The sequence below is a fragment of the Winogradskyella marina genome (genome assembly GCF_015645385.1).
Classification (GTDB): Bacteria; Bacteroidota; Bacteroidia; order Flavobacteriales; family Flavobacteriaceae; genus Winogradskyella; species Winogradskyella marina.
This window is the reverse complement of the sequence record NZ_JADOET010000004.1, coordinates 168662-182885: the sequence shown is the minus strand read 5'-3', so window position 1 is coordinate 182885 and position 14224 is coordinate 168662. Positions and strand designations below refer to the sequence as shown.

Here is a 14224-nt window from a genome sequence, read left to right as displayed (position 1 = left end):
TCATTGATATTATATAAACATGAAAATAGGAATAGTTTGTTACCCAACATTTGGTGGAAGTGGAGTTGTAGCTACAGAATTGGGCTTAGAGCTTTCAAAACGTGGTCATGAGATTCACTTTATAACCTACAGTCAACCAGTACGATTAGAATTGTTGAGTAACAATGTTCACTTTCACGAAGTTCACGTACCAGAATATCCTTTGTTTCTATACCAACCTTACGAACTTGCCTTATCTAGTAAATTAGTAGATATGGTGAAACTACATGGTATTGAATTGCTGCATGTCCATTATGCCATTCCTCATGCTTACGCTGCGTATATGGCGCAACAAATGCTAAAAGATGAAGGTATTTTTGTTCCTATTGTAACAACATTACACGGTACAGATATTACTTTAGTTGGTAGCCATCCGTTTTACAAACCAGCCGTAACGTTTAGTATTAATAAATCTAATGCAGTGACGTCGGTTTCAGAAAGTTTAAAGCAAGATACCTTGCGCTTATTTAATGTAAAAAGAGATATACATGTCGTTCCAAATTTTATTGATTTAGAAAAACACGAATATAATTTTACGGATTGTCAACGCGAAATGATGGCTGAAGATGACGAACGTATTATAACACATATCAGTAATTTTAGGGAAGTGAAACGCATACCAGATGTTATTAAGGTGTTTTATAACATTCAAAAAGAATTACCAGCAAAATTAATGATGGTTGGCGAAGGGCCTGAAAAAGAAGCTGCTGAAAAATTAACAGAAGATTTAGGAATTTCAGATCGCGTTATTTTCTTTGGAAATAGTCATGAAATAGATAATATATTATGTTTTAGTGACCTGTTTTTGTTGCCATCACAAACCGAAAGTTTTGGTTTAGCAGCTTTAGAAGCTATGGCAAGTGGTGTTCCTGTCATTTCTACAAATACAGGTGGCTTGTCTGAGGTTAATGAACATGGTTTTTCTGGTTATTTGAGCGATGTTAATGCTATTGAAGATATGTCAGATAATGCCATAAAAATATTAGCAGATTTAAATACCTTAAGTCAGTTTAAGGAGAATGCCAAAATACAATCTCAAAAATTTGACTTGCACAATATCGTTCCTAAGTATGAAGCTATTTATGAAGAAACGTTAAAGAAGTTTATGGTTCATTAGGAACTTGTTATTAGTCCAAAGTTCGCAGTCTCTACTCAGAAAATAAATTATAGGGTTATGTAGTCAGTTGGCAAATAGGTCCTTGTGTAACTTTGTACAAACTTGTTGTGGCTTTATGCCATTTTTTATAGCATCCAACTTTCAACTTTCAACTTCCAACTTCCAACTTCCAACTTCGAGCTTCGCACTTCCAACTTCACCTACCACATATCGCTAACTTCCTGTTTTATAAAAGCAAGCGCAGCATTACTAGGAGCAGGTTTGTCCATAAGTTCGGTTAAAATAACTTCACGAAGCTTGTTTGCAGTATCTGTATTTTCGTGTTGTGTCGCTTTCCTAATCAACTGAATTGTTGCATTTTTTGCAGCTTGTGTAATAGACCAACATTGATCGCTAACATAAATTTGTTGCGATAAATTATGTTCAAATTCTTGCTCTATGGTTGCGATAAGTAAACTTTCGTAATCTTCTTTATTTGAAGATGTTGGGTGAACTCTTGTGAGTAGTTTTGCCGGAGCAATTCGCTCTAAAAAAAGAGCCATACGTTCGTAGGCTTGTAAACGTAATGGAAAGGTTTCTTTTTGCAAATCTTTTTGTAACAAGAAACGTCTACGGCTATTTTCATTTTCTATGTGTTGTTTAAAGAAATAGTAAGCAATTGCACCAACGACTAATGCAGGAGCAATACTAAATAATAATTCGATAATGTTATCAATATCCATTTAAACTGATTTTTTATGAGTTAAGATTAATTATGAAATCGTTAAAATACATAATTTGATTTGAGTAATTTAAAACATTAAAATGTAAAGTTAATTTAATTTAAAGATTTAGAAATTTTATCACCATAAATATGAATTCAAAATATAAAAAATCTGGAGTTATAATCGCTGTTGTAGGTGTTGTAATAATGATCCTCACCTTTATAACAAATATTATAATTGAACGTAAAATTAAGAATGCCATCGACGACCTGCCAAAAACAGTAGATGTAACATATGCTTCAATTGAAGCTTCAGTATGGAGTGGTAACTTAACATTGTTTTCGCCTTATGTTATCGTTAATGGTGAAACTACGGATAAAGTAATTCTTGAAACGGAATCCTACACCATAGAAGTTAATAGTCTAAGCTATTGGGACTTTCTTTTTAATGATAAAATTTCAATGGAATCTATTGTAGTTAATGACTTAATTTGTAAATACAAACATAATCCATTGGTGAAAAATGACGATTATAATAGAAGTTTTCTAGATAAAATTAAAAAAGCTATTCAGGTTGATAAAATTGAAATTAAGGATGCAGATGTTCTCATTTCAAATTATGATACCGACTCATTACTATTAAGTATTCCAAAGTTTAATTTTAAGTTATTAGATTTTAAAATCAATCCAAACGAATCTAAAACAAATAAAAACATCACTTTTAAAGATTATGAATGCAATGCTCAACATATAAAATGGGCGACCAATGAATTCGAAAACATAACAATAGATTCAGCGCATGTAACACATCATAGTGCCAATTTTAAAGGCTTTGAGCTAAAGACAAAATATACAAAAGCGGACTATTCAAAAATTCTAGAAAAGGAACGCGATCATTTCAACTTAGCGGTAAAAGAGATTCAAATTTTGGATATGGATTTTGGTTATAATGATGAGGATGTGTTTTATTTTATGTCAGAAAAAATCGATTTAAACACACCTGATGCAGAAATTTATAGAGATAAATTAGTAGCTGACGATTTTTCGTATAAGCCGTTATACGGCACATCACTTAGAGATTTAGATTTCAATTTAGGGTTAAAAAGGGTTGAAATTATAGATGGCAGTATATCGTATTTAGAAAAAGTAAAATCAGACGAAGAAGCTGGTCGATTAGATTTTGCAGCTATGCAGGCATCATTTACTAACATTGGAAACACCTTTGGTAATGATGATACAGTGATTCAAATTCAGTCGACTTTTATGGAGAATTCATCTTTAAATGTCGATTGGAATTTTAAAGTTGCAGACACAACAGATCAGTTTATTTTTAAAGCAGATTTAGGGCTTTTTGATGCGACACAAATGAATCAGTTTACCCAACCTAATCTATATGTTGGTTTAGATGGTGAATTAAAACAAACATACTTTACTATTAGTGGTAACCCAATAGTATCTCGTATTGATATGAAAATGAAGTATGACGAATTTGAAATTTCAGTTTTAAAAAGCAACGGGAAAGAAAAAAATAAATTCTTATCTAGTTTAGCTAATCTTTTCGTTTCAAAGGATAGCGAAGACGATAAAAAGAAGTATCGTTACGGTCAAGCAGAAGAGGTAGAACGAGTCACTAATAAATCGGTATTTAACTTTATATGGTTAAGTATTAAAGCGGCTTTGCTTTCTGCAATGACTGGAGATGGTAATAAATAAACGGTTTGTACGCTTTTAGGTCAAATAAAATTTATATCTCAGTAATTTATATATAAGTTATTGATATGTATACAACTACAATTCTTAATAGTTTGTTTATAATTTATGTCATTTCAATGAGGTAAACTATAGTAGTATCCGTAATTTTACTCCTTCAAAAAATTTTAAATTGGAAAAGTATCTCAGTCAACTTAACGATGCACAATTAGAACCTACAATTCAGGTGAATGGACCAATGATTATTATTGCTGGTGCAGGTTCTGGAAAAACACGTGTGCTTACGTACCGTATAGCTTATTTATTGAGTAAAGGTATTGATGCCTTTAATATTTTAGCATTAACCTTTACGAATAAGGCTGCCAAAGAAATGAAAGGTAGAATTGCAGATATTGTTGGTGATGAAGCAAAAAACCTTTGGATGGGAACATTTCACTCTGTTTTTGCAAAGATTTTACGTTTTGAAGGCCATCATTTAGGATATCCAAGCAACTTTACTATTTATGATACTCAGGATTCTCAGAAATTAATGGGTGCTATAATCAGAGAAATGGGGCTTGATAAAGATATTTATAAAACGAAGCAGGTGTATAGCCGCATATCATCTTATAAAAACAGTCTTGTAACCGTAAAAGCCTATTTTAAAAACCCTGAGTTAATGGAAGCAGATGCCATGGCAAGGAGACCTCGAATGGGTGAAATTTACAAAGAATATGTCGATCGTTGCTTTAAGGCAGGTGCTATGGATTTCGATGATTTATTGCTGAGAACCAATGAGTTATTAACACGTTTTCCTAATGTGTTGGCGCAATATCAAGATAAGTTTCGATATATCTTAGTAGATGAGTATCAGGATACGAACCACTCACAATATTTAATTGTCCGTGCTTTGGCAGATCGTTTTCAAAACATCTGTGTGGTTGGTGATGATGCGCAAAGTATTTATGCGTTTCGTGGTGCCAATATTAATAACATTTTGAATTTTCAGAAGGATTACGATGATGTTAAAATGTTTCGATTAGAACAAAATTACCGTTCTACTAAAAATATTGTTGGTGCTGCAAATTCTGTAATTGAACATAACAAAACAAAGATTGATAAAATCGTTTGGACGGCTAATGTTGAGGGCGAAAAAGTAATTGTACATCGCGCAATGACAGATGCCGATGAAGGACGTTATGTAGCAAGTACTATTTGGGAAACTAAAATGAACAATCAGCTTGACAATAGTGACTTTGCTGTTTTGTATCGTACCAATGCACAATCGAGAGCAATTGAAGACGCCTTAAGAAAACGAGATCTTCCATACCGAATTTATGGTGGTTTATCATTCTATCAGCGTAAGGAAATTAAAGACGTTACCGCTTATTTGCGTTTAATTCTTAATTCTGCAGATGAAGAAGCTTTAAAACGAATCATTAATTATCCGGCACGAGGCATTGGCCAAACTACACTAGATAGGTTAGTGGTTGCAGCAAATGCAACAGGAAAAACAATCTATGATGTTATAAAGGAAATTGATTCCATTTCTATCAATATTAATAATGGAACTAAAAATAAACTACGCGATTTTATTACGCTTATAGAAAGTTATAAGGTGATGAATAAAACAGCAAATGCCTTTGATTTGGCAGAGCATGTTTCAAAAACAAGTGGCTTAGTTAAGGAATTAGGTAAAGATGGGACACCAGAAGGTGTTACTAAAATGGATAATGTCCAGGAGTTACTTAATGGTATTAAAGATTTTGTGGAAGGGCAAATTGAGTTAGCAGACGCAGGCGATTCTTTAGCAGAGTTTTTAGAAGATGTAGCGTTGGCAACCGATTTAGATGGTGATAAAGGTGATCCAAACCATGTGGCTTTAATGAGTATTCACATGGCAAAAGGATTAGAATTTGGGCACGTTTTTATTGTAGGAATGGAAGAAGATTTATTTCCAAGTGCCATGAGTATGAATACTAGAAGCGAACTAGAGGAAGAACGTCGATTATTTTATGTAGCTTTGACGCGGGCCGAACAACAAGCCTATTTAACATATACACTATCGCGTTACCGATGGGGAAAACTGATTGATGCCGAACCAAGTCGTTTTATCGAAGAAATTGATGATGAGTTTGTTAACATCGTTACACCTTTAAAAGAACGTCATAACCCTATGTTAGACGCGTCTATATTTGACGATGTTGAACCAAATAAAGTAAGATTCAAAAAACCTAAAACAGCAAAACTTCAGAAAAAAGAAGCCATGAAGAAACCTGAAAAATTTATAATTAGTACACCAAAAAAGTTAAAACGCGTAAAACATGCAAAAGTTAGTGATGATTCTAATGCTGTAGACTCTAAACTTACCGTAGGTAATACCGTAAATCACCAACGTTTTGGACGTGGACAAGTTATTAAATTAGAAGGTACTGGAGCAGATGCAAAAGCTGAGATTAAATTTCAGAATGGAGATACTAAAAACTTACTCTTACGTTTTGCTAAGCTTGAAATCTTAAGAACAAAGCACGACTAAAGATGCGTTTCAATAAACGTTTGCAGTTTTATTGTTGTATCTAATAAGTTAAGACCATCCCAACCGTGTCCTTCAGTAGGATATAATGTAAATTGATGCGTAACACCTAAGTCTTCAAGTTGATCTCGCATTGCTGTGCCTTGAGTTGTAGGAATTAAAGGATCTTGTCCGCCATAAAATAAAATAGTTGGCGGCGAGGTCAATGTAGCTCGGTGATAAGGACTCACTTCTTCTAAAAATGAGGTTGAAGCGTCTATTCCATAGGAGCTTAGAAGTATTTGAAGCAGTGGATCAGTATTATTTAAGTAAGCAGGATCAGTAAAGTTGGTTGGTCCAACAATACTAGCAACCATGTCAACATTACTGTCAGAATCAAAAGCATAGCTATATAATAAGGATAAATGCGCGCCAGCACTAGTGCCAATAAAGCCAAGATCGTTTGATATTGTATAGTCAGATTGATTAGCTTTTAAATGATTTACAACACTTGTAATATCATTAATTTGCATTGGATAGGGAGGATTATCCGCATCTGCTAATCGGTAATTTATATTAACCACGGCATAGTTTGGCAATTGATCCTTTATAAAATCTTTGATTTCATTCATATCAGCTTTATCGCCAGACGTCCAACCGCCTCCATGAACAAGAATTATAGTTTTTGTATCCATTGTGCGATTGGCAGGCAAATATAAATCAAAAACCTGATCGCTATCATCACCATAAGAAACATTTAGTTCTTCGTAGGATGCATTGGTGTTTATAGGCGCTATGTTTCCATCATCAGTTTGATCAGATGAACATGATAAATATGTTGAAATTGATAAAAAAAAGATGGATATAAATATTAGTCGTTTCATATTGAAAAAAATATAGTTACTTTGTATAACGTGTTTGAAAGATACATATTATGGCTGAGTTTATTAGAATATATTCCGAAAATCCGAATCCAAAGGAAATTCAAAAAGTAGTTAAAGTGTTGAAAAACGGTGGATTGGTAATTTATCCAACCGATACCGTATATGGTTTGGGGTGCGATATTACCAATATCAAAGCCTTAGAGCGTATTGCTCAAATAAAAGGAGTGAAGTTAGAAAAGTCTAATTTTTCATTTGTTTGTAAAGATTTAAGTAATCTAAGCGATTATGTAAAGCAAATAGACACTACAACATTTAAAATTTTGAAACGTGCTTTACCAGGACCATATACGTTTATTTTGCCTGGTTCTAAAAATCTGCCAAATCCATTTAAGAAACGAAAAACCGTAGGTATAAGAGTTCCAGATAATTCTATAGCTTTAGCCATTGTGGAAGCTTTAGGTAATCCTATAGTGTCTACATCTATTAGAGATGACGATGATGTTTTAGAGTACACTACAGATCCCGAATTAATTCTTGAAAAGTGGGATAAATTAGTCGATTTGGTTATCGATGGTGGTTATGGTGATAATGAAGCATCAACTATAATCGATTTGTCTGTCGATCCTCCAGAGGTTATCAGAGAAGGTAAAGGTGGATTGGAGATATTTTAGTTCTTGTGATACGCTCCTCTTATAGGTTTTTTTACACTATAAAATAAAACCAAGCCAATTATTCCTGTTACAAAAAAGCCAATAAAAAGAGGTAATACTGAAGTTTTAATAAAACTACCAATAAAGTTAGCAATTGGTACAGCCATTACGGTTGAAATAAACCCGTTTAGTGCAGCGCCAACACCAGCAATGTGTCCCATTGGCTCCATAGCTAAAGCTCTATAATTTCCAAATAAGAAAGCAACACTTGCAAATTGAAGCATTAAGAAGACCATCAAAACTTCTATAGGTGGATTTATACCAGACCAGAACGTAATTACAAAAATTAGAGAATTGACGACAAATACTATTAACGCAATATGTACTAAATTCCACATACCAAATCGAATAACAATGGCACTATTTAAAAATGTTGATAATCCAATAGTGATGGCTAAACTGGCAAAAATGTAAGGGAATAAATCTCCTAATTCGTATTGAACTTGAAAGATTTGTTGAGATGTACTCAAATACACCATAAAAGAACCTGTAACTAAACCAGAAAGTAGCGTATAAATTACTGCCGATTTTATTCTAAAAAAGGTAATAGCTCCAGCTTTAAAATTAGTGAATCGAAACGTTTTTTTATATTTTTCATGAAGTGTTTCGGGTTGTCGTTGCCAAAACCATAATATGATCAACGAGCCAAAAGCTAAGTTTACCGTAAAAATAGAATGCCATCCAAAATGATTTAATAAAAATTGCCCTAACATTGGTGCAATTACTGGAACTAATATAAAGGTCATGGTGACGATAGACAAAATTTTAGCCATATGGTCACCACTATAAGAATCCCTTACAATAGCAGTACTCATAGTTCGTGGTGATGATAACCCAACGCCTTGTAAAACACGTCCAAATAGCATCATTTCAAAATTTCGAGTTGTAATGCAAATAATAGAAGCGATAACAAATACGGCAAAACCAAAATAGACCATAGGTTTACGACCAAAACTATCAGACAATGGCCCAAAAATGAGTTGTCCAAAACCTAATCCTAAAAATATAGCTGTAATTAGTTTTTGATTTTCGGTTTCGTTTACACTACTTAAATAATCACCTATTTCTGGTAAAGCAGGTAAAACTGCATCGATTGATAGTGCTACAATAGACATTAAAGCTGCCATTAACACTACAAATTCTAGTTGGGACCGTTTTTGATTTTGCATGGCGCAAAAGTAAGAGAATAATCACCTATTTTTTACTAGAAATACTGCGAATATTAAAATATCATTCAACATGTTAATCGATATATTATTGTAAGTGTTTAAAAGAGATTTTAATAAATTAATCGAAGAAATAAATTTGTATAAAGATGTATTTGGTTGGTCCTATCATAGCCGTTTATTGGATTAACTATATGTAGAAAGACCTACTAAGTTTTGGAAACCTAGTAGGTCTGGATATTTTCAATAATAAAAGTATTAAAAACTATATGATTCCTGTCGTTTCGCGACTGTGTTACAAAGGGATATTCCCATGCTTACGATTTGGCTTCGCAATTGTTTTATTTTCTAGCATACTGAATGCCTTAATCAATTTACGTCTTGTGGTTTCAGGCATAATAACTTCATCTACAAAACCACGTTCGGCCGCACTGTAAGGATTTGCAAACAATTTAGCATACTCGGCTTCTTTTTCTTTCCATTTAGCTTCCTTGTCATCGGCTTTTGATATTTCACGTTTAAATATAATTTCTGCAGCACCTTTAGCTCCCATCACTGCGATTTCGGCATTTGGCCATGCGAAATTCATATCAGCTCCTATATGTTTAGAGTTCATGACATCATAGGCTCCTCCATACGCTTTTCTTGTAATAACGGTAATTCTTGGCACTGTTGCCTCACTAAAAGCATATAATAATTTTGCACCATTTACAATGATACCATTCCATTCTTGATCTGTTCCTGGTAAAAATCCTGGTACATCTTCTAAGACTAATAACGGAATATTAAAACAATCGCAAAAACGGACAAATCGGGCTGCTTTTTTAGAACTATCCACATCCAAAACGCCTGCTAAAAACATAGGTTGATTTGCAACAATTCCGACACTTTTTCCACCTAAACGTGCAAACCCAACAATAATATTTTCGGCATAATCCTTATGGATTTCATAGAAAGAATCTTCGTCAATGATACCTTCAATCACCTGATGCATGTCATAAGGTTTGTTTGGATTTTCAGGAACAATGTTAGAAAGCGTATCTCTAACTTCATCTTTAAATTCAAACGAGATATCATCTGCTTTTTCTTTATTACTTTGCGGTAAGTAGCTCAATAGCTTTTTAATATCTTCTAAACACTCTACATCATTGGTCGACGTTTTATGAGCTACACCAGATTTAGAGGCATGCACACTTGCTCCACCTAATTCTTCGCTAGTTACTTCTTCATTTGTTACGGTTTTTACCACATTTGGTCCTGTTACAAACATATAACTAGTATCCTGAACCATCAGCGTAAAATCTGTCATGGCTGGCGAATAAACCGCTCCACCTGCACACGGTCCCATAATGGCAGAAATCTGAGGAATCACACCCGAAGCTTGAACATTTCTATAAAAAATATCAGCGTAACCACCCAAAGAGCGTACTCCTTCTTGGATTCTTGCTCCACCTGAATCATTAAGACCGATTAGTGGTGCGCCAACATTAACCGCCATATCCATTATTTTGCAAATTTTTTCGGCATGGGTTTCAGATAAAGAACCACCAAAAACCGTGAAATCTTGAGCAAAAATGTAAATCAATTTACCATTAACCGTACCATAACCAGTGACGACACCATCTCCATAAAACTGTTGGTCTTCCATTCCAAAGTCTTTTGCTCTATGCGTAACTAAGGCTCCGATTTCTTCAAATGAACCTTCGTCCAATAAGTACATTACACGTTCTCTGGCGGTTAGTTTTTTCTTTTGGTGCTGTTTATCTATTCTCGCCTGTCCACCTCCTAATTTGGCTAAAGCTAGTTTATCGTTTAAGGTTTTTATTTTGTTATCCATGCTTTTTTGTGTTTCTCGCTTTTTCTCGCAAAGTTGCTACAGTGTAGCTGTATGTGATAATCGTTTGTGTTTTTAGTTGTATTTACGTTTGTTTTATTAGTGACTATAAGTGTGACACTAATAACAACGCCATTGATTAATTAGGTATGCGTAATATTTTCTGTTCTTCTAAATAATGTTTCAATGCTATTTTAGCCGCTATTTCAGCTTCTATGTGTTCTTGTTTTTCTAAGAGACTAGGTGAGTAGTACTTTTTTACAAAATGGGTATCAAAGTCTCCACTTCTAAAAGCGTCATGCTCGCAAACAAAACGTCCAAAAGGTAAAGTGGTTTCTACACCTTTAATCTCGTAGTCGTTAATAGCTTTTATCATAAGTTCAATAGCTTCTTCACGTGTGTCGCCATAAGTAATTAATTTTGAAAGCATTGGGTCGTAATAAATTGGAATATCCATACCTTGTTCAAAACCATTATCTACACGTATATTTTTACCTTCAGGAAGTTTGTAAACATCTAAATTTCCTACGCTTGGTAAAAAGTCGTTCATCGGGTCTTCTGCATAAACACGAAGTTCTAATGCGTGGCCATTGATTTTTAAATCCTCTTGTTTAAGCGATAAGTGTTCACCTCTGGCAACTTTAATTTGAAGCTCCACTAAGTCAACTCCAGCAATCCATTCTGAAACAGGATGCTCAACTTGAAGCCTTGTATTCATTTCTAGAAAATAGAAATTTAGATTTTCATCTAATAGGAATTCTACAGTCCCAGCACCAATATAATCACAAGAACGCGCTACGTTAATAGCAGCTTGTCCCATTTTTTCTCTTAATTCTGGTGTTAAAACGGCAGAAGGTGCTTCTTCAACAACTTTTTGATGACGTCGTTGTATAGAACATTCACGTTCAAATAAGTGAATCACCTTACCGTACATATCTGCCATTATTTGGATTTCGATATGTCTTGGTGATGCTACATATTTTTCAATAAATACAGAACCATCTCCAAAAGCATTTTTTGCCTCACTTATTGCTCTGTCCATTTGCGATTCAAATTCTGCTTCGTTTTCTACGATTCGCATACCTTTTCCACCACCTCCAGCAGACGCTTTAATCAGAATAGGAAAACCGATGTCTTCAGCTATTTTTTTAGCTTTAGGAATGTCTGTAATCGCTTCGTCTGTACCAGGAACCATAGGAATATTGTAAGCTTTTACCGTTTCTTTTGCAGCCAATTTGCTTCCCATTACTCGGATAGCTTTAGAGCGTGGGCCAATAAATAGAATATCATTGGCTTCACATAATTCTGCGAAATCAGCATTTTCACTTAGAAATCCATAGCCTGGATGAATACCATCTACATGAAGTGATTTTGAAACTTCAATAATTTTATCTCCTCTTAAATACGATTCATTTGAAGGAGCAGGACCAATGCAAACGGCTTGATCTGCATATTTTACGTGAGGTGAATTACGGTCAGCTTCAGAAAAAACAGCGACTGTTTTAATGCCCATTTTTTTTGCGGTTCGCATGACTCTGATGGCGATTTCCCCTCTGTTTGCTATTAATATTTTTTTCATTTTATGCTGAATTTGTTTCAGTTTCTATTCTATTTCAGTAGAATAGTTGTTTTGTTAAATTCAAAATTATTTAAGACCTTTTGATTACGCTTCAAACGCAATTAAAAGCATATTCTTATCTACTGTTTGGCCTTGCTTTACCTGAATAGATTTTATAACACCATCTCGTGGTGATTTAAGAACGTTTTCCATTTTCATGGCTTCTAAAATTAATAAAGGGTCGTTTTCTGTAACGGTTTGTCCTTCTTTTACGTTAATTTCTAGAATTAATCCTGGCATTGGTGCTTTTATATCATTGACTTGTTTAGACGCTCCAATTTCAAAACCTAAGGCTTCGATTTGTTGATCTAAAGCATCATAAATATCAACGTTATATACCGTATTATTCACCTTAATGGTATATAATTTTCTATTGAAGTTAGATGTTACAATTTCGGCATGTATGGGTGTATGGTCTTGAAGAATATGATAATTGTTATTTGTTGACTTTACAGTATCTAGTTCTTCCAAGCTTTCTTTTGTGACATCGAAAGTATGAGCCGAATTAACTTTTATTTTATACATAAACTGGGGTTTTTTACAGTATTTACGATTTATGGTTTAATCTACTGCAAAATATGAAATTATTAAGTTTTATTTTATGAAATCTATAAAGTTTTAAAGTTTGAGTTTTTCTGATGGACTTTTATGGCTTTTCGAGATAGAATAATACCAATGGCTAATGAGATAAACGCACCAATTGAAATTCCGGGAATAAAATTAATAAATAAGAAAAAATCATAGGCTCCATGAAACAGTACAGCGAGAAATAATCCTGTTAGATTAAGCACGACTCTATTTTTTGAGAATTTTGCTTTTCCCATATAAAAGCCCATAAGGATGCCGAAAGTCGCATGAGCAGGCACAGCTGTGAATGCTCTTAAAATAGCAGTAAGGTGCCCACCTTCAATAACGTACATTATGTTTTCAGTACAAGCAAAACCCATGGAAACCATAACGGCATAGACAATACCATCATAAGGTTCATTAAATGCTTTTTTAGGTTGCGCGAAATACCTTACAATGACATATTTGCTAAATTCTTCGGCTAAAGCAACTACAATAAAGGCTTGTATAAATTGTTGCCATATGCTATGGTTATCTGTTATAGGAATTAATCGTCCTGTAAAAAGATATAATACAAAGACAATTATAATGCTTAAAGTAGCCCCAAATAGAAAACTTTTAATTAGTAATCCTCTAGGTTCTTTTTCATATTTATCTTGAATGTAGATATATAAAAGTAAGGCAAGAACAGGAGCAATGGCAAATAAAAGTAAACTCATATCAGTGTATGTTCTTTAATTGTTTTCAATATAAATTTATAATAGGTAGTATTACTTGTTACAAAATGCATATTGCTTTCACTGCCTTTTAATAAGCTTTCAAACGCATCAAACGACACTAATTTTACAGCTTCAACTTCACTTTCCTGAATAATTAGATCTGTTAAATCGACAGTCAATTCAGCTATAAATACCTGATGAAACTCATTATCTTGAATTTTACCGTCATTATAACTGGTTTCATGAAGAAAAACACCAACTTGTTTTAGATTATGAGGTTCTAATTTTAGCCCGATTTCTTCTTTAGTTTCTCGTAAAGCGGCTTCAATAAATGATTCGCCAGCATCAATATGTCCTGCGACTGAAACATCCCAGAGTAATGGAAATATAGTTTTTTTGTGCGAGCGTTGTTGTAGTAGAATCTCACCACTAGACGTAAATAACCATAAGTGAATGGTATTGTGATACAACCCTTTGGCATGTGCTTCAGATTTTAAAGCTGTAGTTCCAGTTGGTTGACCGTTTTTATCAACGATGTCTATAATTTCGTCCATAGTTTATTAAGAGACATTTTTGTGTTGAAAAACACCCCTAAAGTCCCCTCAAGGGGACAGTCTCACTGTTGCGCTTAAAAAAATCTGAAAGATTTTTTTAAGAATTGTCCCC

At 33.9% G+C, this 14224-nt stretch carries 12 protein-coding genes; 4 read left to right on the top strand and 8 right to left on the bottom strand.

The window, feature by feature from the left end; genetic code table 11:
• Window positions 1-19: 19 nt before the first annotated feature.
• The gene (gene bshA, locus ITJ86_RS07065) at window positions 20-1156 is read left to right on the top strand and encodes an N-acetyl-alpha-D-glucosaminyl L-malate synthase BshA (RefSeq protein ID WP_195870925.1); all 1137 of its coding nucleotides are present in this window, start codon (window positions 20-22) and stop codon (window positions 1154-1156) included.
• Between the two features lie 200 nt (window positions 1157-1356).
• Here bshA and ITJ86_RS07060 read toward each other — a convergent pair whose 3' ends face one another.
• Window positions 1357-1878 carry a DUF7935 family protein gene (locus ITJ86_RS07060; RefSeq protein WP_195870924.1) on the bottom strand — a complete coding sequence of 174 codons (522 nt, stop codon included), beginning with the start codon at window positions 1876-1878 and terminating at the stop codon, window positions 1357-1359.
• A 131-nt stretch (window positions 1879-2009) separates the two neighbouring features.
• Between ITJ86_RS07060 and ITJ86_RS07055 the strand changes: the two genes are divergently transcribed.
• Together ITJ86_RS07055 and ITJ86_RS07050 are read left to right on the top strand one after the other, a co-directional pair.
• The gene (locus ITJ86_RS07055; RefSeq protein WP_195870923.1) at window positions 2010-3572 is read left to right on the top strand and encodes a hypothetical protein; all 1563 of its coding nucleotides are present in this window, start codon (window positions 2010-2012) and stop codon (window positions 3570-3572) included.
• 169 nt (window positions 3573-3741) lie between these two features.
• Window positions 3742-6084, top strand: coding sequence for an ATP-dependent helicase (locus ITJ86_RS07050; RefSeq protein WP_195870922.1), 2343 nt, complete (start codon window positions 3742-3744; stop codon window positions 6082-6084).
• Here the strand turns inward: ITJ86_RS07050 and ITJ86_RS07045 are convergent.
• Window positions 6081-6944 carry an alpha/beta hydrolase gene (locus ITJ86_RS07045; protein WP_195870921.1) on the bottom strand — a complete coding sequence of 288 codons (864 nt, stop codon included), beginning with the start codon at window positions 6942-6944 and terminating at the stop codon, window positions 6081-6083. The two genes, ITJ86_RS07050 and ITJ86_RS07045, sit on opposite strands and share 4 nt — an antisense overlap.
• Window positions 6945-6994: 50 nt before the next feature.
• Between ITJ86_RS07045 and ITJ86_RS07040 the strand changes: the two genes are divergently transcribed.
• Entirely contained in the window at window positions 6995-7615 is a 621-nt protein-coding gene (locus ITJ86_RS07040) for an L-threonylcarbamoyladenylate synthase (RefSeq protein WP_195870920.1), read from the top strand.
• On the opposite strand, the gene ITJ86_RS07035 is transcribed toward ITJ86_RS07040, so the two are convergent.
• The 6 genes from ITJ86_RS07035 to ITJ86_RS07010 form a co-directional block, all read right to left on the bottom strand.
• On the bottom strand, window positions 7612-8823 hold the full coding sequence (locus tag ITJ86_RS07035) for a multidrug effflux MFS transporter (RefSeq protein ID WP_195870919.1): 1212 nt from the start codon (window positions 8821-8823) through the stop codon (window positions 7612-7614). The genes ITJ86_RS07040 and ITJ86_RS07035 overlap by 4 nt on opposite strands.
• A gap of 292 nt (window positions 8824-9115) precedes the next feature.
• Window positions 9116-10657, bottom strand: coding sequence for an acyl-CoA carboxylase subunit beta (locus ITJ86_RS07030; RefSeq protein ID WP_195870918.1), 1542 nt, complete (start codon window positions 10655-10657; stop codon window positions 9116-9118).
• Window positions 10658-10793: 136 nt separating this feature from the next.
• Window positions 10794-12233, bottom strand: a complete 1440-nt coding sequence (gene accC, locus ITJ86_RS07025) for an acetyl-CoA carboxylase biotin carboxylase subunit (protein WP_195870917.1) — start codon at window positions 12231-12233, stop codon at window positions 10794-10796.
• Between the two features lie 84 nt (window positions 12234-12317).
• Window positions 12318-12797, bottom strand: coding sequence for an acetyl-CoA carboxylase biotin carboxyl carrier protein subunit (locus ITJ86_RS07020; protein ID WP_195870916.1), 480 nt, complete (start codon window positions 12795-12797; stop codon window positions 12318-12320).
• Between the two features lie 83 nt (window positions 12798-12880).
• Window positions 12881-13558, bottom strand: a complete 678-nt coding sequence (locus tag ITJ86_RS07015; protein WP_195870915.1) for a PrsW family intramembrane metalloprotease — start codon at window positions 13556-13558, stop codon at window positions 12881-12883.
• A complete protein-coding gene (locus ITJ86_RS07010) occupies window positions 13555-14112 on the bottom strand; it encodes an NUDIX hydrolase (RefSeq protein WP_195870914.1) in 558 nt (185 codons plus the stop codon). The genes ITJ86_RS07015 and ITJ86_RS07010 overlap by 4 nt, the downstream gene beginning before the upstream one ends.
• Window positions 14113-14224 lie beyond the last annotated feature (112 nt).

What these genes read in the sequence shown, in the direction of transcription:
- bshA (WP_195870925.1), top strand. Translation starts at nt 20, where the DNA reads ATGAAAATAGGAATAGTTTGTTACCCAACATTTGGTGGAAGTGGAGTT.
- ITJ86_RS07060 (WP_195870924.1), bottom strand. Translation starts at nt 1,878, where the DNA reads ATGGATATTGATAACATTATCGAATTATTATTTAGTATTGCTCCTGCA.
- ITJ86_RS07055 (WP_195870923.1), top strand. Translation starts at nt 2,010, where the DNA reads ATGAATTCAAAATATAAAAAATCTGGAGTTATAATCGCTGTTGTAGGT.
- ITJ86_RS07045 (WP_195870921.1), bottom strand. Translation starts at nt 6,944, where the DNA reads ATGAAACGACTAATATTTATATCCATCTTTTTTTTATCAATTTCAACA.
- ITJ86_RS07040 (WP_195870920.1), top strand. Translation starts at nt 6,995, where the DNA reads ATGGCTGAGTTTATTAGAATATATTCCGAAAATCCGAATCCAAAGGAA.
- ITJ86_RS07035 (WP_195870919.1), bottom strand. Translation starts at nt 8,823, where the DNA reads ATGCAAAATCAAAAACGGTCCCAACTAGAATTTGTAGTGTTAATGGCA.
- ITJ86_RS07030 (WP_195870918.1), bottom strand. Translation starts at nt 10,657, where the DNA reads ATGGATAACAAAATAAAAACCTTAAACGATAAACTAGCTTTAGCCAAA.
- accC (WP_195870917.1), bottom strand. Translation starts at nt 12,233, where the DNA reads ATGAAAAAAATATTAATAGCAAACAGAGGGGAAATCGCCATCAGAGTC.
- ITJ86_RS07020 (WP_195870916.1), bottom strand. Translation starts at nt 12,797, where the DNA reads ATGTATAAAATAAAAGTTAATTCGGCTCATACTTTCGATGTCACAAAA.
- ITJ86_RS07015 (WP_195870915.1), bottom strand. Translation starts at nt 13,558, where the DNA reads ATGAGTTTACTTTTATTTGCCATTGCTCCTGTTCTTGCCTTACTTTTA.
- ITJ86_RS07010 (WP_195870914.1), bottom strand. Translation starts at nt 14,112, where the DNA reads ATGGACGAAATTATAGACATCGTTGATAAAAACGGTCAACCAACTGGA.